We start from the raw sequence: 25,404 nt of genomic DNA on the forward strand, positions 1-25,404 counted from the left end.
CAAAGATATGAGCAAAAATAACGATGCAAACAGGAAAAAAAATAAAAAGCAAATTGACCAGAAAAAGCGTAAAATACAAAATGCTGAGGCAGAAAGGAAAATACGTTTAAAACAAATTCTGGAAGATTTCAAAGCAAAAGAATCTGATAATCAACCATAGAAATCGTTGATTACTCAACTTACTTTAAACAATAATAAATTTATGAAAATTCTGCATACAGCCGACTGGCATTTGGGAAAAAGGCTGGACCGCTTTTCACGACTGGAAGAGCAAATTCTGGTAATGGAAGAGATTATAGGCATTGCCGACGAGGAACATGCAGATCTTATTCTCGTTGCAGGTGATCTTTTTGATAATTTTAATCCAAGTGTAGAAGCCGTTGAACTTTTTTATAAAACATTAAAACGTTTATCTCTGAACGGAAAGCGTCCTGTAATTGCTATTTCAGGAAATCATGACTCTCCCAGCCTAATCAATGCTCCCGATCCTTTAGCAAAGGAATGTGGAATCATTTTAATAGGTCATCCTAAAGCTGAAATCACTCTCTTTGGTACAGAATATTTCAATATTACCAAATCTAAGGAGGGTTTTATAGAACTTAAAATTGAAGGTATTGATTTCCCTGTAAGAATTCTTCACACCCCTTTCGCGAATGAGATCCGTCTAAAGGAATATTTTGGCGAAAATAAAGAGGAAGAAATCAACAAAGTTCTTTCTCAGACATGGAAAAATCTTGCTGATCTGTTTTGTGATGATTCCGGAGTGAATCTTCTGACCGCTCATTTGTATATGAATAAAAGAGGTGAAGAAATTCTGGAAGAACCGGAAGGAGAAAAACCTATTAAAATCGGAAATGCAGATCTGATTTTTTCGGACAGTATTCCTGAGCAGATTCAGTATACGGCATTGGGTCATCTCCACGCTTTTCAGAATATCGGAACGAAGGAAAAACCTGTTATTTATTCATCTTCTCCCCTTTGTTACAGTTTTAGTGAAGCCGGACAGACGAAGTACGTTTCCATTATTGATGCAGAACCGGGAAAAGCAGTTTCTTACGAGAAAAAAGCACTGAGAAGCGGAAGAACTTTAGTCAGAAAAACATTTACTTCCATCGAAGATACAGTTCAATGGCTCGGTGAAAATCCGAATACCTTTATTGAGCTTACTCTGGAAAGTGAGACTTTTTTAACAGCTGATGAAAGAAGATTAATTTACCAGTCTCATACCGGAATTGTTCATCTTATTCCCAAAGTCAGAAATCTGGAATTGGGAGAAAATCAAACCCATGAAATTAATTTAAGTCAGGATATTGATATCTTATTTAAGGATTATTTTAAATCTAAAAACGGCGGGCAGGAAGCCAATGAAGAACTGATGAATTTGTTTAACGAAATTTTAAATGCATAAGCCATGATTCCTGTTCAATTAACTATCGAAGGACTTTACTCGTATCAGGAGCGTCAGACTATTGATTTCAGAAACCTTACTGAAGCAGGACTCTTTGGTATTTTCGGGGCTGTGGGTTCTGGAAAATCATCGGTTCTTGAAGCTATTTCGTTTGTCTTATATGGAGAAACGGAACGTCTGAACATGCGTGATAAAAGAGCTTATAACATGATGAATTTAAAATCAAACAGTTCTTATATAGAATTTGATTTTATAAATTATGAGAATAAACTTTTCCGTGCTACCAGGGATTTTAAGAGAAATTCGAAGAAATTTGAAGAGGTAAAGCCTAATGCTGTTACTTTCTATGAAAATAGTAATGGTAAATGGATTCCTCTGGATCATTCAAATGCGGAAAAGATCATTGGATTAAGCTACTCCAACTTCAAAAGAACCATTATTATTCCGCAGGGACAGTTTAAAGAATTTCTTGAACTGGGTGCTGCAGAAAGAACGAATATGATGAAGGAGATTTTTAATCTTCAGAAATTTGACCTTCAGAATAATGTTTCTGCACTTCATGTAAAAAACAGATCTGAACTGGATCAACTGGAGGGGCAATTAAAAGGTTTTGAAGAAATCAATGAAGAGAGAATCAAAATTCAGAAAGAACACCTGGCAGATGAACAGAAACTACTTTCCGAGTCCAATGAAAAACTGGAAAAGATTTCCCACATTTATCAACAGCTGAAAAACTTAAAAAGCGACTTTGACAGTTTACAGCAGAATAAGGAAAAATTCAGCAAACTTTCTGAAGAAAAGCCCCAGATGGATGCGCTGGAAGCACAGGCAGAATTATACGATCGTACTTTCCGTCTTTTCAATCCTTTAATTATTGAGAAAAATAAACTCTCAAAGGAGATTTCGGACAAACGAAACGAGAAAGATCAGCAGATCAAAAACAGGCAGGAAACTGAAAAGGCATTTACTATCATAAAGGAACAGCTTACTGCTCTTGAACCACAATTTAAGGCATTGGAGCAATCAAGAATTCAGGAAAACGATTTGAACCTCATCATTCAGGTTCTTAAGTTTACTGAAGAAATCAAAATTCTGAATGAAAGAACACAGAAAGGTTCCGAAAAAGTAAAAGAGGTAGACCTCAATAAAGAGAAAATTCAAAAAAAGATTGATGAACTTTCAGCACAAATAAAAACTTTAAAGGAACAAAAGCTTGATTCTGCGCTGCTTTCTGAAGTGAGCAATTGGTTTATTCAGCAAAAGAACCTAAAAAAATCACTGCAGGAGCAAACCGAAAAGGTTGAGAAACATCAAAAACAGATCGGAGAAATTGCAGAAGAATTAAAGCCTTTTGCTTATACCGGGAATTATAAAGAAGAATTCAAAAGCAGGAAAGAAGCTTTAGAAACCAAGAAAAAGGAACTTTCACAAAAACTGGATCATCTTAAAATTCAAAAAGAACTTTCCCGTTTTGCCAGTGAACTTCATGACGGTGAAAACTGTCCTCTTTGTGGATCTAAAGAACATCCGAATATTGTGGAATTTCATGATGTAAATGCTGAACTGCAGGACATTCAAGAGAAAATAACATCCGTAGAACAAGAAATAGCAGCGCTTCAAAAGCAGGAAGCAGAAATTGATAAAATTCTGGATCGTAAAAAAATCTTTGAGGAACAACTTCTTTCTGAACAGAAGATTGTTCTTCAGATTCAAAAAGATATTAAGATTCATATCCTGAATTTCATTTGGAAGCCATTCTCTCCTGATCAGGAGGAAGAGTTTGAGAAAAAACGTTCAGACTCATTTACTTTAGAAAGAAAGATTGAAGAAACGGAACGAAGCATTGCTTTGGAAAGAGAAAATCTGGAAAAGGAAACTAAAACTCTGGAAAAGTATAAAAGTGCCCTAGAGGCTTTCCGTCTGGAAGAAGTTTCGAAGCAGGAACAAATCAATATCAGCCGTTCCGGTCTTAAAATACTGGACTGGAATCTGTATGTCCAAAAGAAAAAAGCTGAGATTGAAGAAGTGTATCAGAAACTGATACAATCCAATAAAGAAACCGAAGAAAATTACCAAAGGGCTTTACAACAAGAAAAAGTTCTTTCTCCGAAACTGGCAGAGCAAAAAGCCATTGTCAGCCAATCTGAAAAACAAATCACCAAACTTGAACAGGAAATTTCCGGTAATGAAAGAGCTATTCTGAACGCTTTAGCGGATCAAAATTTCACAGAATTTAAAGAAGTTGAGAGTGTTTTACTTCAGGAAATCGATATTCAACTGGTGAGAGCCAAAATTCAGAATTTTAAAGTTGAGTTTGAAGCTTTAAAGAAATTCATTGGAGAACTGGAATTGAAGCTGAAAGGTCTTTCATTCGATAACGAACAGTTTTCTCTGGCTGAACAGCAATTTGTTGAAGCGCAAAGTGAGCAGAAAAAAATCAGTGATTCTGTAGTGACTAAAACAGCAGAAATAAACCGATTGGAAAAAGAGTTTATGAAAAAAGAAACTCTTTTAAAAGAACTTGCAAAACTGCAGAAACGCTCAGAAAATTTAAAACTCATGATGAACCTGTTTAAAGGAGCGGGTTTTGTACAATATGTTTCTTCTATTTATCTGAGACAGCTTTGTGATCATGCGAATGTTCGTTTCCACAGGATGACTAGAAACCAGTTGAGCCTTCAGCTTAATGAAAATAGCGATTTTGAAATCATAGATTACCTCAACGAAGGAAAAAGCAGGAGTGTAAAAACCCTTTCGGGCGGGCAGGCTTTTCAGGTATCGCTAAGTCTTGCTCTGGCGTTGGCAGAAAGTGTTCAGGCCAATGCACAGGCAGATAAGAACTTTTTCTTTATTGATGAAGGTTTTGGAACTCAGGATACAGAATCTGTGAATATTGTATTTGAAACCCTCACCAATCTGATGAAAGAAAACAGGATTGTAGGAATTATCTCTCACGTTGAAGAGCTGAAAGAGAAAATTCCTACAGCTCTCAATATTATTAAAGACGAGGAAAGAGGAAGTCTGATTGAGATTGTATAATTAATCTTAAACCCTCAAAAGACATTCAACTAAGGTTGTCTTGAAAATTTATGCATGAAGAATCAATACAGCCTTCACGGATTTGTTCAGGATCTCATCTACGGTACTACCGGAGAATAATCGGTAAATAATATTGTGATTGTGTTTTACCAGACATAAAATATCTGTTTTATTGGTTTCTATGAAATCAATAATTCCGCTTGATGGTTTATCATCCTCAACGTAGTGAAAGGTGATTTCCACAGAAGAAAGCTGATCTTTTAATTTCTTTTCTCCATGTTCTATGGTTCTTGCAGCTGTATCTTTGTCCGAAATATGAAGTACTTCCAGCTTTTTAGGATCAGAAACTTTAAGGATCTGGTTCAATGCCTTTACATCCCTTACGGATAGTTTTGTGGTTTTATAATCAGCAGCCAGCGTAATAACAGGTGTTGGATGAAGTATACTTTCCGCAGGAACGATTAAGGTAGGAATCCGCATTTTGCTAATGGCTAAACTGGCATTGCTTCCTATAATTCCTTTAATGCCCGTAGCTCCCGTCATTCCCATTACTAAAAACGATACATCATTATATTCGATGTATTTTGTAATGACATTTCTTAAAAAGCCAACATCACAAACGGTTTTAACCGGAATGTCTTTATATTCGCTGTTATTACAGAAAGTTTCTGTCCATTCTTTCAGAGCAGATCTTTTTCTTGCATAGTAATCTTCAATAAAAATGGCGTTGTATGTACTATTGTTGATGCCTTCCGTAGGATGAATGGCATTCAGCACCGTTACTTTCATCTTTAAGGTTTTGGCGAGAGACAGAGCATACAACAGAGCATTACCTGCGTTGTTGGAAAAGTCTGAGGCAACTAATATTTGTTTCATTTTTTTTCGGTTTTAATAATAATCACTGAACTAAAAAATCTGCTGCTAAATAAACAGATGGAAACATATAAATAACAGTAAAGATAATACAATAGACACAGGTAAAGTAAGCACCCAGGCAAGACCGATACTTTTTAATGTAGCCGGATTAAGGTTACTTTTACCACCGGAAGCCACCATAGAACCAGCGATACCACTTGACAAAACGTGCGTGGTACTTACCGGCAATCCCAGAAATGTACTGATACCGATAGTAGATGCGGCAACAATTTCACTGGAGGCACCCTGGGCATAATTCAAATGTTCATTTCCTATTTTTTCACCAATGGTTACTGCAATTCTCTTCCAGCCTATCGTAGTTCCCAATCCGAGAGATACAGAGATAATAATAATGACCCATAGAGGAGCAAATTCGGTTAACTTTTTAAGTTCAGAAATCTGGCTGGTGAGCATTGCCCTGCTGGATTCGTCAATAGCTATGGCTTTATTTTCATTCAGTTTTTTCAGAGAATCAACAAGGTTGTCTACCTGTTTTCTAAATCTGTAGGTAGCCGCTTTGTCTTTTTCATTCTTATGGATCAGATTCTCTTTTACATTTTCAACAGCCAGGTTCAATGTCTTAAATTCAGCTGTATTTTGAGTATTTCGGGCAGCTGCAGCCTGTAATGTATGTTCCGTTGTATTCAGGATAGAAATAATCTTATCGTTAGGAATATCATGATTAATTGCGAACTGAGCAGGCATGAAAGCAATCAGGATCAGCATAAAAAGCCCTACTCCCTTTTGTCCGTCATTACTACCATGAAAAAAGCTTACTAAAGTACAGGTTGTTATTAAAATGGCTCTTATAGCAAAAGGAGGTTTATCATTGGCTCCTGTCGGAATATGAAAAAGCGTTTTATAGCGGATTATGTATTTAAAAAACCACATCAGCAGGACAGCTAAACAAAACCCTACTATAGGGGATAAAATGAGAGACATTCCAATTTCTTCAGCTTTATGCCAGTTCACTCCTCCACCATAATACCAGGTAAATCCTAAGCCGGCACCAATCAAAGCACCAATAAGGGTGTGGGAACTGGAGCACGGTATTCCAAAATACCAGGTCCCAAGATTCCAGATGATTGAAGCCAGTAAAACAGCCAAAACCAAAGAGGCTCCCACAGCAATTGGCAGCGTTATGAGCGTATCCATAGGAACCAGTTTTAAGATTCCCATCGCAACGGCAATTCCTCCAGTAAAAACTCCCAGAAAATTCCAGAAACCAGACCACGGAATTGCAATAACAGGTTTAAGAGCTTTGGTATAAATTACGGTAGCCACAGCATTGGCTGTATCATGAAAACCGTTTACAAACTCAAAAGCCACAACGGCTACCAGGCACAGGATGAAAATAATGACAAGGCCTGTACTGAGATCCGGATCCACTGAAAAAAATAGGATATTGTTTAAAAGCATGGTTTTTTGTTTAGATTTTGGAATAACTGGACCAACAGAACGTCCAGAATGTTGAAAAATGAAACCATCGGAAAGGTATCATAAGAACAATTTTTTGAATAGTAATAGGCTTTAGAACATCCAAACGACCTTTTGAGCAAACCGGCTGTGGAAATAAACAGTTTGTCACCAGTACAATACAGAGTTTGTATCATGCGGATTATAGACAGGTCAATCATTAATAGCTATCGCTTTGTTTCATCACTGTAAAGAAATGAAGTTTAAAAGATTACGATGTTAATAAATGATTAACTGTTTATTACATTTAAAAATATGAGAATAAAAAAGGAGACCTTTTTCCGGTCTCCTTATCATATCTGTAAACTCTCCTGTTATAGTCCTTGTATAGCAGGCTTCACTTCTTTTCCGAATAGTTCAATAGATTTCATCATCACATCATGCGCAGGATCTCCCACATCCATATGTCCGATAAATCTGGTGATTCCGAAGATCTCCTTCATATAAGCAATTTTGTCTGCTACTTCTGCCGGACTGCCGATAAATAATGCTCCATCTTTGCTTCTTCCTCCCTCATACTGTGCTTTTGTGTAAGGCGCCCATCCTCTGGAAGACCCAATTCTGTCCATCTGAGATTTATAGTTATGAAAATATCCATCCACCACTTTCTGATCATCACTCACAAAAGTATGTGAGTGAACAGCAATCTGCATTTTCGAAACATCATGCCCTGCTTTCTGGTATTCCTGTTTATAGAATTCGATCAGATTTCTAAATTGAATCGGCATTCCTCCAATAATGGCTACCACTAAAGGCATTCCAAGCTGTGCTGCACTTAAAACAGACTGCGGAGTTCCTCCAACAGCTCTCCAGATTGAAAGCTTTCCATCATTTTTTGCTCTTGGATAAACAGTTTGGTTCTCCATCGGAGCACGAAGTTTCCCTGACCAGCTTACGTTTTCCTCAGAATTGATTTTCAGTAATAATTCTAATTTTTCGTCAAATAGCTGCTCATAGTCATTCAATGAATAACCATACAGCGGAAATGACTCTATGAAACTTCCGCGTCCCACGAAGATCTCTGCTCTACCGTCTGAAATAAGATCCAGCGTAGAAAAATCTTCATATACTTTTACCGGCTCCGAAGAGCTCAAAACAGTAACTCCACTGGCCAGTTTTATATTTTTTGTAATACTCGCTGCCGCTGCCAATACGATCTCCGGAGAAGAAACAGCATAATCCGGACGGTGGTGCTCTCCCATAGCGAAAACATCGATTCCTACCTCATCCATTAATTTTACCTGATCCAATATTTCACGGATCTTAATTCCTGCATCTCTATATTTTCCGGTGGACTGGTCTAAAGCCAAATCCCCGAACATTCCTATTCCTAATTCCATATTGTTGATTTTAGTGATACAAAAATACCACTATGAAAGATCAAAAACATTGATGTTTGGTAAGATCGAAAAGTTGTTTTTTAAAACACAAATAACACTAATTTATCACTAATAACACGGTATAGTCATTGCGAGCAAAGCGAAGCAATCTAAATTTAGCATAATACAATAAGGTTAAGGTAATGTTCAAAAAAAATCCAGCCTTGTTTTAGGCTGGATTGTATTATTATTTCTTCAGATATAAATCAAAATAATCTGTGATTTTCTGCATCAGGTGAACTCTGTCTTTCCCGATCACATTATGCGGATGTCCCGGATATGTAAAGTAATCCAATTGAACTCCGTTATCAACAGCTGACTTGATAAATTTAATAGAATGCTGCCATACTACTACATCATCCTGCGCTCCATGGATCATCAGTAATTTTCCCTTCAGGTTCTGAACTTTATCCAAAAGATTAGCTGTTGCATATCCCTGTGGATTTTCCTGTGGAGTATCCATATATCTTTCTCCGTACATGATCTCGTACATGCTCCAGTCGATTACCGGTCCTCCTGCTACTCCTACTTTGAATACATCCGGCTTACGAAGCATGAAGCTTGTTGTCATAAATCCTCCAAAGCTCCATCCATGGATTCCCATTTTTTCTCCATCTACATAAGGAAGAGACTTTAAGTACTCTACTCCTTTCATCTGGTCATTCATTTCTGTGGTCCCCAGATTTCTGAATACAGCCTGCTCAAATTTCAGCCCACGGTTAGAAGAACCTCTTCCATCCATAGTGAAAATAATATACCCGTTCTGAGCCATATATTCGTACCAAAGGTTTCCTGAAGCCGGGAAGGTATTCGTGATCAGCTGTAAGTGCGGTCCGTTATACAAATAAACAATCGTTGGGTATTTTTTATTAGGATCAAAATTGGTTGGAAGAATAATCTTTCCGTACAAAGGAGTACCGTCGTCAGCCTTTAATGTTACGTTTTTAATTTCCGGTCTCTGATAATTTTTTAATGGATTTTCAGAAGTGAGGATATTAGTAGTTTTTAAATTAGCTGTATTGATAATATTGGCAACTCTCGGTGAATTGGCATTGCTGTATGCATCATACAGATAGTTTCCGTCACTGCTCAATGTTCCAATGTGCATACCTTCTTCATTGTCCAGCCTTTGCATCTTGAAGTTGGTCCAGTTGATTCTATACAAATGTCTTTCTAAAGGCGTTTCTTTTGTTGAAGTAAAATAGATTTCCTTTTTCTTTTCATTGAATCCTAAAATATCTGTTACCAGCCAGTCGCCTTTTGTGATCTGTGCTACCAGTCCTTTTTCCAGGCTGTAGTGGAACAGGTGATTGTATCCCGTTCTTTGGCTCTGCCAGATGAAGTCTGTGTTAGAATTCGGGAAGAAAGTAAGTGGATGCTGTGGTTCAACATATTTACTGTCTGTTTCTTCAAACAACGTTTTCACCAATTCTCCCGTAGCAGCATCATATTGATTCATTTTCATATGATTCTGACCTCTGTTTAAAACAGCTACAAAGATGTATTTTGAATCCGGGCTCCATGTAACAGCCGTCAGATATTGGTCTTTCTCACCTTCCACTTTTAAGAAAGTAGTAGCTTGAGTTTTAATATTGAAAACTCCTAATGTCACCTGGTGAGAAGTCTGACCAGCCATTGGGTATTTAATATTATGATTTACAGCAGGAGTTACAGACCAGTCGATGATCGGATAATCCGCTACCATGCTCTGATCCATTTTATAGAAAGCTACACTTTCTGAGTTCGGGGCAGGAAAAATTCCGGTATCAATACCAAATTCATTTCTGTGAACAGCCTGTCCGCTAATGATATTTTCATTCGTTTCGTTGGTTACCGCAATGGTTTTCCCGTTTCTGCTTACAAATAAATTATTCTTTGCTGTGAAAGCGAAGGTTTGGCCATCACCAAACATTTTTACATTCGCAGCATCCTGATCAACCGCAGCCGTATTTTTTACTTTCCAGTCATTTCCTGATTTCTCGATCCACGACATTTTACCACCTGTAGTAAAATAACCATTTGAATTTCCTGTAAACTTGATTGGCGGAACAGCTTTCAGCTTATCATCGGAAAGGTTTCGGTTTAGCTGGCTCAACGAGATCAGAGTATCCTGTTTATTGGTTTTCAAATCTGTAATCAAATAACCGCCTTTTACTGCCTGGATGTAAGATTTCCCGTCTGCAGCCCATGAAAACTGGGAAATATTTTTCACGGCAAGGTTGGTTCTCATTCCATTTACAGCCTCTGCCATGGTAAACTTCTGATTCTGGGCAAATGCTGAACTGCCTAGAACCAGCATCAATAAAGAAAATTTATGTAATTTCATTGTATAAAATTGAATCCATCAAAAATAAGAAATAAAAACCATTCGTTAAGAAATGTTAAATTAAAACATTCATAAAATGGAATTCATGCACTAAAAGAAATTATTTCTTAACTTAATAGTAGAATTTTTAAAGAGATTAGGATAGGTGAATTGTGAATAGTCAATCCGCTGCGCTTGTCAATTTTTAATTATGGGAAATGTATAGTATTCACCATTTACTTGCGAAGCAAAATTGACCATTGATTATAAATGAGTTAATTGTGAACTGTCAATCCGCCGAGCTTGTCAATTTTTAATTATTGGAAATGTATAGTATTCACCATTCACTTGCGAAGCAAAATTGACCATTGATTATAAATGAGTTAATCGTGAACTGTCAATCCGCTGCGCTTGTCAATTTTAATTATTGTAAATGTATAGCATTCACTTGCGAAGCAAAATTGACCATTGATTATTAAATGAGTTAATCGTGAACTGTCAATCCGCTGCGCTTGTCAATTTTTAATTATGGGAAATGGATAGTATTCACCATTCACTTGCGAAGCAAAATTGACCATTGACAAAAAAATCTCATTTCTTATCCTATATCAATGACTTGTATATGTTCTCTATCCTAAATTTGCATTATTAATAACAAACAAAAAATACAAAATACAATGGCAACAAAATGGATTTTAGACCCTACGCATAGTGAAATTACTTTCAAAGTAAAACACATGATGATCTCTAACGTAAAAGGAAGCTTCAGAACTTTCACTGCTGAAATTGAATCTGAAGACGAATTCTTTGCAAATGCAAAAACTACTGCTACGATCCAGACGGATTCTGTATTCACAAACAATACAGACAGAGATAATCACTTAAAATCTGCAGAGTTCTTCAATGCTGAAGTACACCCTACAATCACTTTTGAATCTCAGGCATTAAATAATGCTATCGTTGGAAATCTTACCATCAACGGAATTACAAAACCTGTAACTCTTGATGTAGACTTCGGAGGAATCAACGTAGACCCATGGGGAAATACAAAAGCAGGTTTCTCTTTTGAAGGAAAAATCAGCAGAAAAGATTTCGGATTAAACTGGAATGCAGCTCTTGAAGCAGGAGGTGTAATGGTAAGTGATGATGTGAAAGTAGCTGGTGAATTACAGTTTGTAAAACAAGCATAGAATAACATATATTACAAAAGGTTCAGGGATTTTCTAAAAGCCTTGAACCTTTTATTTTTTTATAATCTTCAATATTTATGAACCTCAATGATCTTCAAAACATAAGCGACGGTTTTAAAAGCACACAGAGAATGCCTGTTTTATTTCTTGGACATGGTTCACCGATGAATGCCATTGAAGAGAACCAATTTGTACAGGGTTTCCGAAAAGCAGCCTCTGAAATTCCTAAGCCTAATGCAATTCTTTGTATTTCTGCTCACTGGTATACAGCCGGAACTTTTGTAACCGCTATGGATATGCCGAAAACCATCCATGATTTTTATGGTTTCCCGAAAGCACTTTTTGATGTGCAGTATCCTGCTCCGGGAAGTCCGGAGCTGGCAAAAGAAACTGCAGAACTTCTGCTCCCGATTGATGTGGAAGAAGACCACAGCTGGGGACTTGATCATGGTGCATGGTCTGTGATCAAACATATGTATCCTGATGCCGACATTCCTGTTATTCAGCTGAGTATAGACCATACAAAATCTCCCCAGTATCATTATGACCTTGCCAAAAGACTGAATAAGCTTCGTGAAAAGGGGATTCTGATTATTGGAAGCGGAAATATTGTTCATAACCTCCGTCTTATCGATTGGAAAAATATAAATACAGTGGGAGCCGGCTGGGACTGGGCTATAGAAGCCAGAGAAAAAACCAATAATTGGCTTCTGGATGGAAATTTCCAGCATATTATTGATTATCAGAAACAGGGAACTTTCTTACAATATGCTGTTCCTACACCTGATCATTATCTGCCTTTATTGTATACTTTAGGGCTGAAAGATCAGTCTGAGGAACTTACTTTATTCAATGATGAGCTTATAGGAGGATCATTGAGTATGACCAGTGTAAGAATCGGATAGCCTGTTCTAAAAATAAAAAAGGAAATATCTCAACTGAAATATTTCCTTTTCTTTTTATGGAATGATTATTTATTGTACTGCTTTTAAAACATTGATATTTCCGTAGCCATAACTTGAATTAACATTTGGATAGTAAGTGGCAGACTGTCTCATTTTGTTAAGCACCTGCTCTCTCGTCCATGATGGATTTTTAGCCCAAACCAGAGCTGCAATTCCTGCTGTAGCTGCTGTAGCTACCGAAGAACCACCCACATAATCTGCCTGACCGTTGTAATAACTCAAAACCGGAACGGTATTTCCTGAAGCTCTTTCCATCTGGAAAGTAAAGTCGATCTGACTCCCGGAGTGGCAGACATCACATTTCTGATTGGATGTATTCTCCTTTACTCCTGTGATCGCCTGAGTTTCTGACATCGATGCAGGGAAAATTACTCCAACGAAACTGGTAAAGCTGGTAGAAGTACCTCCGGCACAGAAAATCAGTTTTCCTTTAGAATAAGCATATTTAACACCATCTTCAATTTTTCCGACGGAGAAAATATGTCCCATTGACATAGAGATGATTTTTACACTGGTATTGTTACCTAATTCTGTAAAAGCCGTTTTTACAGCAGTCTGCTCACTTGAAGTTTCCAAAACAACATTTTCTGCAGCTCTGTAGGCAATCAGATTGGCATTGTAAGCTACTCCTACAGGCAGTCCTGCGTTGTTTCTTGGAGCAGTCATCACAGAAGCCATTTTTGTCCCGTGTCCGCACTGATCTCCCGATCCGTCTGAATTATACACTCCGAATTTACTGATCGTTCTTCCTGATGAAGCACCATTATTAAAGCTTCCTCCTAACAAAGTCTGTTCTGGAGAAACTCCTGTATCAATAAGTCCTATTGTAACTCCTGCCCCCGTGCTGTAGCTCCATGCATCAGGAATATTATGCTTAGTGAAAGCCCATGGAATTTTCGCACTTGGTGTGGTAGATGTATAATCTGCTGTACTCAACGCTGATGATGAAAAACCACATCCTGATGAACCGCTTCCAGAAGATTTTGCAGCTGCATTATATTGAGCCTCATATTCAAAATAATGATAGTCTGCCGGCTCTACATATCGGATGTTCTTCATTTGTCGAAGAGCGGTAACAGTTTCCTCGTTTTCAATCACAACATCCATCTGATTAAGATACTGATCTGAAAGAAGAAGGAAATTTCTTTCATCTTTTCCCTCATATTTTTTGATCACAGAAAGGACTTCCTTTTCTATATCACTGCTGTTTGGAGATTTGCTTCTGTCAAAGTCGTCCTTAGAGGCTCCAAAACCGATGGATACCATTTTATTTCCACGGAAAATAGCACTCCATACGAAATGATCGGATTCATTCTTCCAATTGAAAGTACCGTCCGTTTTAATAGCCTGATTAATCCTTTCATTGATCTGTTTTGCAGTCAGTGGATCTTTCTGAGACATTTCGGTTTTTACATTTTCGTTCTGAAGTTCTTCTCTGGAACACGAGTTTAAAGCAAAAAATATTGCTAATAGGAATACAGTTTTTTTCATATGTTATAATTTTGGTTGGAGCCACAATATAACACTTTAACGGGAATTAAAAACTGAAAAAAAATGAATTTACCATTACATGAATATTAAATTATAATACTTTCTCGTAGCAGACACTTTGCTCTATTCCAACGTATTGCCCATAATTAGGCATTCTGTAAAAACCACTTTTTTCATAGACTGAAATAGCACTTTTCAGATCCTGAGAAGTTTCCAAAACTGCTTTTTTAAAATTCAATTCTGCGGCCCAGTTTTCCAGTTCTTTCACAATAGTTGAACCCAGTCCTTTTTTTCTGAATTCCGGATGGGTAAACATTCTTTTTATTTCTACGGTATCTTCCGAAAAGGGTTTGAATGCTCCACAGGCTGCGGGAATATCATCAATATAAACTACAACACAGTTTTTGATGGTATCAATTGTATTGAACTGAGCAAAGAAATCATCATTTTCTCCATTATGTTCGGCTAAAGCAGCATCAAGTAATTTTACAAGATTCTGAAAGTCTGTATTGGAGGAATCTGTTCTGAGTATATACATTTTTTGATTTAAAGATTTGTAAAAACAAAAAAGCTCCCTTTCGGAAGCTTTTATTTTATTTTAGATTAGTTGACAACAAATTTTCTTTCGTTAATCAACTCTGCAATTGCTAACATATCTTTTCCAATTAATCTGTCATCTTCAAGCTTGGTAACTTTAGAACGAAGAATTGAAAAGTTTTCTTCAATCACTTTAGAGCATTTCGCAGGTCTTCTGAATTCAAGCCCTTGAGCAGCAAACATAAGTTCAACAGATAGAATATTCACAAGATTTCCAAGAACCTGATTGAATTTTCTTCCGGAGATACTTCCCATAGAAACATGATCCTCCTGCCCTAAGCTTGTAGGAATGGAATCTGCCGATGCCGGAAAACATAATGTTTTATTCTCTGTAACCAAAGCAGCTGAAGTGTACTGAGGAATCATAAATCCGGAATTTAATCCTGAACTTTCCGTTAATAATCTTGGTAATCCGTACTTTCCTTCTAATAATAAATAACTTCTTCTGTCAGAAATATTTCCTAATTCTGCAGCAGCCAGTGTAGCATAATCTAAAGGCAGAGCCATCAACTGTCCGTGGAAGTTACCACCTGAAATAGATTCTTCAGCACTTAATACAATCGGATTGTCTGTTACGGAGTTCAATTCTGTTTCTGCCATTCCTTTAAGGTGCTCAAAAGCATTTCTGCTGGCTCCGTGAACCTGTGGTACACATCTCATAGAATAAGGATCCTGAACTCTCTCACAATCTTCGTGAGCTTTCATATTTTCTGATCCTTTTAAGAATTTAAGCATTCTTGCCGCTACTTTTTTACTACCTTCAAAAGGTCTGATCTCATGAAGTTCTTTTTTGAATGGGCTTGCAGAACCTCTGTATGCTTCGATACTCATGGCAGCAGTCATATCCGCAAGATCTAATAAGTATTCAAACTTTTCAAGTCCTTTGATTGCATGGGCAAGTATAAACTGAGTTCCGTTGATTAATCCCAATCCTTCTTTTGGTCCTAAAACTAATGGTTCAAGATCATATTTTTTCAAAACATCTATTGTTTCGGAAACCTGGTCTCCTTCCCAAACCTGTCCTAAACCAAGTAAAGGCAATACCAAGTGTGCTAATGGGGCAAGATCTCCTGAAGCTCCTACAGATCCCTGTTCAGGAACCACCGGAATAATATCTTTTTCAAGCATCAGAATCATCCTTTCGATAACTTCCAGAGAAACTCCGGAAAATCCTTTTGAAAGAGCATGAACTTTAGCAATCATCATAATCTTGGAAAGCTCTTTATCAATTGGTTTTCCTACTCCCACTGCGTGAGAGATGATCAGATTATATTGTAACTGAGCTGTTTCGTCTGCTGATATTTTAGTATCACATAAGGGTCCGAACCCGGTATTGATTCCATAAACACATCTGTCAGACTCTACTATTTTCTGTACGTTTTTCTGAGATTTTAAGATTTGTTCTTTTGAAGCTTTATTAAGCTTGGCTTTATTTGGCTTTTTACAGATTTCCAGAACATCATGGAAAGTAAAAACATCTACCCCGTATATCATTTCTAAAAAATTTTCTTAAAATTACGCATTTAACAATAATTGGAAAAGCTAAATTTTAATCTTCTATATTTTTATATAAACAAGGGAATTAATTTACTATTTTAGCCCCGAAAATTAAAAACAATAATACATGAGACTGAAAACTCTACTTCTTGCTTTATGTGTAGCAAGCACGACTGCTTTCGCCCAGAAAGTAAAATATTCTAAAGAGGACATCAAAAAAATGGAAACTTACCTTTTTAATGAAGGCTTTAATACTCCATCTCCTAAGAAAACATCCACGATCATCTTAAAAGACGGAACTACCTACAAAGGTTTCTGTAATAAAATTGAAACCAAAAAAGGTCAGATCTACGAAGTCGCTATCAAAGACAGTATCACAAAAAAGAATGCTACTTTCACGGCTGATCAGATCAATGAGATGTATGTGTATCCAAGCAATGCGGAAAAGATTGCAAAAGTGGCAAAATACATGGGAAATATCAGAAATTTCGGAACTAAGAAGTTGGCGAAAAATACCAATAATGATAGAATTTATTTTGTAAACCAGACTGTTTCTCTAAAGAACAAAAAAGATGATAAGGAATTTCTGATGCAGGTTATCAATCCAGGTTTTGATGATATCATTTCCGTATACCACGATCCCAGAGCTAAAGAAACAACAGGTTTTTCTGTAATGGGCTCTCCACAGCTTGGGGGCGGGGTTATCAAATCTTACTATGTAAAGAAAGGCAACAAAGTGATGTGGCTGCATAAAGATGATTTTGAAGACAATTATGATTTTCTTTTTGGAGACAATCAGGAGTTTACAAAAAAGTATCCTAAAAACTCTGTAGAATGGGATTACTTCAGTTTTCTTGTGAGCGAATATACAGCTATGACAAACGGATAAACATTTCCATCAATAAAATAAAGCCTGCAGACTCATCTGTAGGTTTTTCTTTTTTAAATAGGGAAAGTTTCCTTAATTTTGTTATATGAATCCTTCTTTAGAACTACAGCTCAAAACCTTACCATCCGAACCCGGCGTTTATCGTTACTATGATAAAAACGAACAGCTTTTGTATGTTGGGAAAGCTAAAAATCTTAAAAAGAGGGTTCTCTCTTATTTCAACAAAAACCTTTCCGGATACAGGATCAAAATAATGGTCGGTAAAATCCAGCGATTGGAAACAACAATTGTAAACAGTGAGTACGATGCACTTTTATTGGAGAATAACCTGATCAAGGAACATCAGCCGTTTTATAATGTCATGTTGAAAGATGACAAAACCTATCCATGGATCTGCATCAAGAATGAAGATTTCCCAAGAATTTTTCTCACCAGAAATGTGGTTAAAGATGGATCCGAGTATTATGGTCCTTATGCAAAAGTACGTCCAGCAAAGATTTTACTGGATACCATCAAGCATATTTACAAACTCAGAACCTGCAATCTGAATCTTTCTCCGGCAAAGATTGCGGAAGGAAAATATAAAGTCTGCCTGGAATATCATATCAAAAACTGTGAAGGTCCTTGTGAAGATCTTGAAAGTAAGGAAGAATATGATGAAAAGATAGATGCGATCCGTGGCATAATCAAAGGGGATTTCCGGAAAGCGAAGGATTATCTGGTGAATCAGATGATGAAACTGGCCTCCAGTCTTCAGTTTGAGCAAGCTCAGATCATTAAGGAAAGACTTGATATTCTTGAGGATTATCAAGCTAAAAACACTGTCGTTAATCCTAATATTGATGATGTGGATGTTTTTGGAATGACCAGTGATGAAACTGCGGCGTATATCAATTTCTTTAAAATCAGAAATGGAAATATCATCCAAAGTTTTACTACTGAGATCAAAAAGATTCTTGAAGAAACAGATGAAGATATTATGGAGGAAGCATTAATCGAAATCCGTCAAAAGTTTTCTTCTGATTCCAAAGAAGTTCTGCTGCCATTTCATTTGTCTGTAGAAATTCCGAATGTAAAACTGATCGTTCCTAAGGTTGGTGATAAAAAAAGAATTGTAGAGCTTTCTGAAAAGAATGCTAAAGAATATCGTTTGGAAAAACTAAAACAGGTTCAGATTGTAGATCCTGAAAGGCATACTAACAGAATCATGGCAGAAATGCAGAAGCTTCTCAGAATGCCGGTAGAACCTAGACATATTGAAGGTTTTGATAACTCAAATATTCAGGGAACCAATCCTGTCTCAGCATGTGTTGTTTTCAAAGATGGCAGACCGAGTAAGGCAGACTACAGAATCTTCCATCCTAAAACAGTGGAAGGGCCTAACGATTTTGCTACGATGGAAGAAGTAATCTACCGCCGTTACAAAAGAATGCTTGATGAAGGTGAAGATCTTCCCCAGTTGATTCTTATAGACGGAGGAAAAGGACAGCTGTCTTCTGCTGTAAAGAGCCTGAAATTATTGGGACTTTACGGAAAAATTACCATTGTAGGTATTGCCAAAAGACTGGAAGAAATTTTCTTTCCTGAAGACCCTATTCCTTTATATCTGGATAAAAAATCCGAGACTTTAAAAATTCTGCAGCGTGTACGTGATGAAGCTCACCGATTTGGGGTAAAGCACCACAGAACTAGAAGGAAAAATTCTACCATTAAATCTGAACTGGAAGAAATTCCCGGTGTTGGAGAAAAAACAATTGAGCTGCTTCTGTCTAAACTAAAGTCTGTAAAACGTATCAAAGAAGCCAATATGGAAACCCTGGAAGAAATTTTAGGGAAAAGTAAGGGGAAAATGATTTGGGAATTTTTTAATGCCAATTGATGACCTGGCATAGTTCAACAGTTCTTTTTCACTAATAAAATAGTTCTTTTTTATAAAATTTTATATCTATTTTCTATTTCATCAACAAGTGATAAGAAGCAACATTCCTTTAAACACAAAGGTAATTTATCAATGAAAAATGTAAATAAATAAATATTTTATTAAATAATAGTATTATTTATATTTTTTTCATAAATTAGTATTATCAACTAATAACGATAATACTATGAAAATTTTTCTCATTTTATAAATCTTTTTACATTTTCATTTACCCTTACGGATAATAACTACTTCTTGTTTCTGTATAGTATATGTTTCTTGTAGAAAATCTAAATACAAATACCTTTTCAAACTTTCCAAAAAATGAAAAACACATCAGCATATATATTATAAAAGGCTCTTTTTCAAGAGCCTTTTATGTTTATTTTGTTATTTATTTTCAGATTATTTTGCCACAAAAGTTTCTTTGGAATATCTTCCGTCAGCCTGTGGGATATCTATCACAATGCCCCCGTTTTCAAAATATCCAATAGTAGTATTTCCATCAGCGAGTTTTACCATGAAAACTGAATTCTTAGAAGTTGCTTTGAAAACGGCAAACGGTACGGAGCTGCCAGACTTTGCTAAGATAAACTGATTGGAATCAATCTGAATCTTTTGAAGATCCAGCTTACCATTTGAGTAGTTATTTGCTTCCGGAGCCGTTGTAGACACAACAGATGCAGCTGGTTCAGGAGATGTATTCTGACCATTAGTGGATGCAGGTAATAATGCGACAGGGTTAGATATAGGTACACTCATTAAAGCTTGTTTCAAAGCATCCTGTAAACCAGTTTCAAAATCTTTGATATTTGAGCTTCCTTTGGATTCCTGGATCATCTTATTATTACAATCTTTAAACTGGACGAGCAATTTATTTTTGAACAAACTTTTATCATTCAGAATATCAGCGGTAACCACATTACAATAGTTATTTTTAGCATCAGTAGGCCAATTATCTTTAATAACAGGAAGTACTATATATTTTTTCCCTGCCATAGCTTTAGTGAAAAAGTCTTTAAACTTATAATCTTCCTTAAATGTTTCAAATTTTTCAGGAACTGCAACATATTTGTAGTCCGAAACTTTTTGTGCAAAAATCATTGTTGAGCATATTGCTAACAAGAACATTGATACCTTTTTCATTTTTATTATTTTAATCGTTTCTGAATGCTCCCATATCCAGTTTCAGGGAGAAGAAATTGGAATAGAAATTAGATCCGCCAATTCCTGAATTTGTAATTGCATAATCCAGTGTAAGCCCTCTGTATCTTATCCCAAGACCTGCACTTGGCTGGAAAGAAACTTTTCTCTTAAGATCTTCTATATCTGTAATAGACTGGAATCTGTTGATTCCTAATCTCACAAAAATCATTTTCTGATACCCCAGCTCAGCTCCTGCATAGGGACTGATACTTGCGAAATCTGTGGAAATCAATGAAGCGGTTTTAGCAAAATCTACATTGATACCTGCTTCTGGTAATACATATACACTGCTATTGATTTCAAATAATTTGCTGGCACCTACATTCAGCTTAGGCATTGTTAGTTCCAGTTTATCTTTAGGTGCCGGATTGAATTCTTCTCCGTTAACAACGGTTGAAAGTTCTTTCTGATTGATACTCCAGAAGTTTACGGTAGTAGTAATATCTCTTACCATACCTCCAAACTTCCATCCGTTATCTGCTTTATAAATAGCACCCACATCAAAACCAAATCCATAACCATTGGCAAACTTACCTACATTTCTGTAGACAATTTTAGCATTTACCCCAACATCCAATTTTGGATTTCCTCCGGGTCTGAAAGCATAAGAAAGGATAGCAGCGTAATCGGATTGAGAAAATTTAGTGATTTTATCATAATCAATGTTTCCTTCAGAATCAATCATCTGGGTAGTATTCAAAATATTGTCTACACCAAGTCTTACCACCGAAACACCAAATACACCTTCTTCGAGTACTTTCGCATACGCCAGATAGTCGTATTTTGCGATAGACTCAAAGTATTCTGCGTGCATGGCCGCACCCTGCCAGTCTCTTTCAACTGACATCAAACCTGCAGGGTTCCACATAGGAGAATATACATCATCCTGATTGGTGATTACTGCCCCTCCCATTGCAAGACCTCTTGCTCCGGCTCCGATATTTAAGAATTCATTGGAATATTTCCTGATAATCTGAGATTGAGACAGCCCAAACAGCAGTGAAAATGCAAGTAAAAGATATTTTTTCATCATATAAATTTGATGCTTAGTTTAAGTTTTTAGTTTTTCTGGCTTTAATTAATCCATTTACAATGATAGCCAGTATCATAACTCCTGAAGCAATATAAAATATAGGGCTCATATGTTCTGATTCTCCAAAGATAAAAAAAGCTAGTATAATTCCGTAGACAGGTTCTAAATTAACTGTTAAAATTAAAGTAAAAGGTGATATATACTTCATTAATTTTACTGATTCTAACATGGGAAAAGCGGTAAAAACACTGGCTAACAAGCATATTAACGCCAAATCCCGGTAGTTTATTTCATTCATTTGAAAAATTTGCCCTGAAAGCAAATAAAATATCATTAAAATAAACCAACCACAGAAAATTTCATAAAAAATAATATTCCCTGAACTCGTTTTACCAAACATTTTACCATTAAAAACAGAAAAAACAGTCCCAAATACAGCACAAAGGATTCCATAAATAATACCTTCTTTAAAATGAAACTCTGTTTTGAAAATTAATAGTATACAGGCTACGATGACCGTTCCCATAATGACTTCAGAGATATCTATCTTTCTTTTAAAAATAATAGGTTCCAGAATCGAGGCAAAAAGTGTAGACAAGGAAAGACAGCTTAATGCAATAGAAACATTGGAAACTTTAATAGAATAAAAAAAGCAATACCAGTGGAGCGTCATTGCAAAACCTATTGCTGCCAGCTGAAAAAATATTTTTTTGGAAACCTTTATACTTTCCTTCTTAAAGACTCTTATGAATACAAAGAGAAAAACAGAGGCAAACAACATCCTGTAAAACACAAGAATCTGAGCATTGGCATGAATTAGTTTTCCCAAAATTGCGGTGAACCCCCACAAAAATACTATTAAATGTAACCTGAAAAGTGCCAATTTATGCATAACCTATCTCCTTTTAATTTTAACGTGCAAATTTACAAATCACAATCACAAAAATTGATAAAAAGACACGTTTAATCTAAAAAAAGTTAATAAACATTAAAATAGAGATCAGTCCATAAAAAAACCCTGAAAATTTGTTAAACTTTCAGGGCCTTCAAATAATAAACTATTAAAAAAATAAACTAGGAACAGAGTAATTTTCAGAGGTTATCACCCTCCATTACTCTGATGTAAAGTTAGAAAAAATATAAATTATTTAAAAATATTTTTTAGTTAAAAATTTCACAATTTACTAGAAACCAAAGTATTAAACAACTGTTTTACTTCCTATTTGTATTCCTCATAAAAATAGTATCTTTAAGCGTAAAAAATTGAAAATTTTATGGATATCGAATTCAATAAACGAGAAGATCAAAACAGATTAAAATTATCAGAAATAAATCGCTTACTCACTGAAATCAAAAAAGGAGGTGGTGAGAAGAGGCTTCAAAAGCTTCGTGATGAAGGAAAAATGACAGCTAGAGAAAGAGTAGATTATCTTCTCGATAAGGATTCAGATTCTATAGAAGTAGGAGCATTTGCAGGATATGAAATGTATAAGGAGCATGGAGGATGCCCTAGCGGAGGAGTTGTAGTAGTTATTGGCTACGTTTCCGGAAGACAATGTATCATCGTTGCCAATGACGCTTCTGTAAAAGCGGGTGCATGGTTTCCTATCACAGGAAAGAAAAACCTGAGAGCACAGGAAATTGCAATGGAAAATAAGCTTCCTATTATCTATCTGGTAGACTCCGCTGGTGTTTATCTTCCAATGCAGGATGAGATCTTCCCGGATAAAGAACATTTTGGAAGAATTTTCAGAAATAATGCTAAGATGAGTTCTATGGGAATCATCCAGATTTCTGCTGTAATGGGAAGTTGTGTAGCAGGAGGAGCCTATCTGCCTATTATGAGCGATGAAGCCATGATTGTAGATAAAACAGGCTCTATTTTCCTTGCCGGAAGCTATCTTGTAAAAGCAGCTATCGGTGAAAGTATTGATAATGAAACATTGGGAGGAGCCACCACTCACTGCTCTATTTCAGGAGTAACAGATTATAAGGCTAAAGATGATAAAGATGCTTTGAATAGAATCAAGAACATCATGAAATCTCTCGGAAGTACTGAAAAAGCTGGCTTTGACAGAATTGAAAGTTTCCAGCCAAAAGAAAACCCTGAAAATATCTTCGGAATTATGCCTGTTTCAAGAGCTGAGCAATATGATACCTATGAAATTATTAAATGTATTGTGGATAATTCTGAATACGAAGAATACAAACCGGATTATGGCAAGAGTATTATCTGTGCAACAGCCAGAGTTGATGGGTGGTCTGTAGGTATTGTTGCCAATCAGAGAAAGCTGGTTAAAAGTGGTAAAGGAGAAATGCAGTTTGGTGGAGTTATTTACTCAGATTCTGCAGATAAGGCTACACGATTCATTGCTAACTGTAATCAAAGAAAAATACCTTTAATTTTCTTACAGGATGTTACCGGGTTTATGGTAGGCTCAAAGTCTGAACATGGCGGTATCATTAAAGACGGAGCTAAAATGGTAAACGCTGTTTCCAATTCTGTAGTTCCTAAATTTACCATTATCACAGGTAACTCTTATGGAGCTGGAAATTATGCAATGTGTGGAAAAGCTTATGATCCAAGATTAATTGTTGCATGGCCTTGGGCTGATCTGGCCGTAATGGGAGGAGCACAGGCGGCAAAAGTACTTGCTCAGATCCAGGAATCTACATTAAAGAAACAAGGAAAAGAAATTACTGAAGAAGAACACAACGAAATTCTGGATACAATTTCAAAAAAATATCAGAAACAAACTGAATCTACTTATGCAGCGGCAAGATTATGGACAGATGCCATCATCAACCCTGCAGATACAAGAAAATGGATTTCTATGGGGATTGAAGCGGCTAATCATGCTCCTATTACTGAGAAATTCAACTTAGGAGTAATTCAAGTCTGATCAATACACTTATAAAAATAAACACGGCTATCTCAAACTGAAATAGCCGTGTTTTTATTTATACCCTTAAATTATAGGAATATTACTTTCCATATTCTTCTTTACAAAATTCTATAGGCCCACCAAGCTTCATACAGCATTGATATTTGCTCAAACAAATTCCATTAGGCCATCCCGGCGGATAGCACATTCCGAATGCCGGATCATCCGGACATGTTGGTCCACCACTTCCTTTCAATGATTTTAAACTCTCTCTTGAAATCTTTACTAGATTTTTCATAGTTATTTAGTTTTTGATAGTTCCTACTCTATTATAGCTTTTCGGATTACGCTTTTTCTAATATACCATTTTTTCAACACCTGGTGAAATTTAAATAAAAAAAAATAAATTATTCCTAAAGTAGGATTCATATATATAGTAATCCCAAAGCAAGAAGGAAGTAGCTTAGCCAATATTTCTAGGAGCATTCACCCGCTATCCATTCATACTCCTCACGCCATTGCGCTCCCACACTCAAACCCACATGCTCTCGAACCCAAGTTGCGGGGTAACCATTGCTATCGGGGCTAGGCTAAAACAAATTATGAATGATGAATTATTAATTATGAGTTATGAGTTGCGGGATCCCATCCAGATTAGGAAGAGTCAATTTTACATAGTAAGATCTAATATCCCAACTATGTCATTCCGTAGGAATCCAGCCACATTTATTAGGGTCTAAAGGATTCAAAGGGATGCTACAGAACTACAGGGGGGTAATATTTTAGTGATTTGATAATCTTAGATAAAGTTGATGATAGAACTTTAAAATGTATTGTTTAGACTCCTGCGGAGTGACAAACTGCGTGTGGTGAACGGTAGTTGTGACAACAAATAAGAAGTCAGCAGTAAGATCAGGAAGGGAAAAGCAATAATGGGTAATGAATAATCAGTAATGAGTAATGGATGATGAATAGGTAATAATAACATCTGCCATGACAGAATGATGAGTGATGACTATTGTTTATTACTTATTGCTCATTACTTATGTTTAGAGTTGTAGTTGCTTATTTAGCTGGATTAGGTATATAACAAAAAAAATCCTTTATCATCAGATAAAGGATTTTTTAAAAATAAAATAAAAACTGGCGGCGGCCTACTCTCCCGCTTTCGCAGTACCATCGGCGCTGGTGGGCTTAACTTCTGTGTTCGG

Annotated in this window: 18 protein-coding genes; 7 read left to right on the plus strand and 11 right to left on the minus strand. The window is 36.3% G+C overall.

The annotated features are described in order from the left end of the window. The first annotated feature begins 202 nt into the window (after positions 1-202). Both OL225_RS18580 and OL225_RS18585 read left to right on the plus strand, forming a co-directional pair. Positions 203-1,408, plus strand: coding sequence for a metallophosphoesterase family protein (locus tag OL225_RS18580; protein WP_264519190.1), 1,206 nt, complete (start codon positions 203-205; stop codon positions 1,406-1,408). A gap of 3 nt (positions 1,409-1,411) precedes the next feature. Next, positions 1,412-4,447, plus strand: a complete 3,036-nt coding sequence (locus OL225_RS18585) for an SbcC/MukB-like Walker B domain-containing protein (RefSeq protein ID WP_264519191.1) — start codon at positions 1,412-1,414, stop codon at positions 4,445-4,447. Between the two features lie 48 nt (positions 4,448-4,495). Here OL225_RS18585 and OL225_RS18590 read toward each other — a convergent pair whose 3' ends face one another. The 4 genes from OL225_RS18590 to OL225_RS18605 form a co-directional block, all read right to left on the minus strand. Further along, positions 4,496-5,323: a universal stress protein gene (locus OL225_RS18590; RefSeq protein ID WP_047377707.1), complete on the minus strand. Its 828-nt coding sequence runs from the start codon at positions 5,321-5,323 to the stop codon at positions 4,496-4,498. A 45-nt stretch (positions 5,324-5,368) separates the two neighbouring features. After that, a complete protein-coding gene (locus OL225_RS18595; RefSeq protein ID WP_264519192.1) occupies positions 5,369-6,781 on the minus strand; it encodes an inorganic phosphate transporter in 1,413 nt (470 codons plus the stop codon). Positions 6,782-7,152: 371 nt separating this feature from the next. Beyond that, positions 7,153-8,178 (minus strand): LLM class flavin-dependent oxidoreductase, encoded by a 1,026-nt coding sequence (locus tag OL225_RS18600; RefSeq protein WP_264519193.1) that lies wholly within the window; start codon positions 8,176-8,178, stop codon positions 7,153-7,155. Between the two features lie 226 nt (positions 8,179-8,404). Beyond that, positions 8,405-10,543 carry a S9 family peptidase gene (locus OL225_RS18605; protein WP_264519194.1) on the minus strand — a complete coding sequence of 713 codons (2,139 nt, stop codon included), beginning with the start codon at positions 10,541-10,543 and terminating at the stop codon, positions 8,405-8,407. 656 nt (positions 10,544-11,199) lie between these two features. Between OL225_RS18605 and OL225_RS18610 the strand changes: the two genes are divergently transcribed. Then, complete coding sequence (locus OL225_RS18610; RefSeq protein WP_047377704.1) at positions 11,200-11,712, plus strand: YceI family protein; 513 nt, start codon at positions 11,200-11,202, stop codon at positions 11,710-11,712. Positions 11,713-11,789: 77 nt separating this feature from the next. Then, entirely contained in the window at positions 11,790-12,617 is an 828-nt protein-coding gene (gene ygiD / locus OL225_RS18615) for a 4,5-DOPA dioxygenase extradiol (protein ID WP_264519195.1), read from the plus strand. A 69-nt stretch (positions 12,618-12,686) separates the two neighbouring features. Here the strand turns inward: ygiD and OL225_RS18620 are convergent, their stop codons facing one another. The 3 genes from OL225_RS18620 to hutH form a co-directional block, all read right to left on the minus strand. Further along, positions 12,687-14,168, minus strand: coding sequence for a S8 family peptidase (locus OL225_RS18620; RefSeq protein WP_264519196.1), 1,482 nt, complete (start codon positions 14,166-14,168; stop codon positions 12,687-12,689). Between the two features lie 91 nt (positions 14,169-14,259). After that, positions 14,260-14,706, minus strand: coding sequence for a GNAT family N-acetyltransferase (locus OL225_RS18625; protein WP_264519197.1), 447 nt, complete (start codon positions 14,704-14,706; stop codon positions 14,260-14,262). A gap of 65 nt (positions 14,707-14,771) precedes the next feature. Beyond that, on the minus strand, positions 14,772-16,259 hold the full coding sequence (gene hutH / locus OL225_RS18630; protein WP_264519198.1) for a histidine ammonia-lyase: 1,488 nt from the start codon (positions 16,257-16,259) through the stop codon (positions 14,772-14,774). A gap of 130 nt (positions 16,260-16,389) precedes the next feature. Here hutH and OL225_RS18635 point away from each other — a divergent pair, with 130 nt between their 5' ends. Both OL225_RS18635 and uvrC read left to right on the plus strand, forming a co-directional pair. Further along, positions 16,390-17,151: a hypothetical protein gene (locus tag OL225_RS18635; protein ID WP_264519199.1), complete on the plus strand. Its 762-nt coding sequence runs from the start codon at positions 16,390-16,392 to the stop codon at positions 17,149-17,151. Positions 17,152-17,236: 85 nt separating this feature from the next. Then, positions 17,237-19,030 carry an excinuclease ABC subunit UvrC gene (gene uvrC / locus OL225_RS18640; protein ID WP_264519200.1) on the plus strand — a complete coding sequence of 598 codons (1,794 nt, stop codon included), beginning with the start codon at positions 17,237-17,239 and terminating at the stop codon, positions 19,028-19,030. Positions 19,031-19,474: 444 nt separating this feature from the next. On the opposite strand, the gene OL225_RS18645 is transcribed toward uvrC, so the two are convergent. The 3 genes from OL225_RS18645 to OL225_RS18655 are packed head-to-tail and all read right to left on the minus strand — an operon-like array spanning position 19,475 to position 22,200. Next, positions 19,475-20,215, minus strand: coding sequence for a hypothetical protein (locus tag OL225_RS18645; RefSeq protein WP_264519201.1), 741 nt, complete (start codon positions 20,213-20,215; stop codon positions 19,475-19,477). 10 nt (positions 20,216-20,225) lie between these two features. After that, the gene (locus OL225_RS18650; RefSeq protein WP_047377696.1) at positions 20,226-21,308 is read right to left on the minus strand and encodes a PorV/PorQ family protein; all 1,083 of its coding nucleotides are present in this window, start codon (positions 21,306-21,308) and stop codon (positions 20,226-20,228) included. A gap of 13 nt (positions 21,309-21,321) precedes the next feature. After that, entirely contained in the window at positions 21,322-22,200 is an 879-nt protein-coding gene (locus OL225_RS18655; RefSeq protein ID WP_264519202.1) for a DMT family transporter, read from the minus strand. A gap of 382 nt (positions 22,201-22,582) precedes the next feature. Between OL225_RS18655 and OL225_RS18660 the strand changes: the two genes are divergently transcribed. Next, positions 22,583-24,211: an acyl-CoA carboxylase subunit beta gene (locus OL225_RS18660; RefSeq protein ID WP_047377694.1), complete on the plus strand. Its 1,629-nt coding sequence runs from the start codon at positions 22,583-22,585 to the stop codon at positions 24,209-24,211. Positions 24,212-24,293: 82 nt separating this feature from the next. Here the strand turns inward: OL225_RS18660 and OL225_RS18665 are convergent, their stop codons facing one another. Then, the gene (locus OL225_RS18665; RefSeq protein WP_264519203.1) at positions 24,294-24,491 is read right to left on the minus strand and encodes a hypothetical protein; all 198 of its coding nucleotides are present in this window, start codon (positions 24,489-24,491) and stop codon (positions 24,294-24,296) included. Positions 24,492-25,404: the final 913 nt, after the last annotated feature.

This window comes from Chryseobacterium viscerum, from assembly GCF_025949665.1.
GTDB lineage: Bacteria > Bacteroidota > Bacteroidia > Flavobacteriales > Weeksellaceae > Chryseobacterium > Chryseobacterium viscerum_A.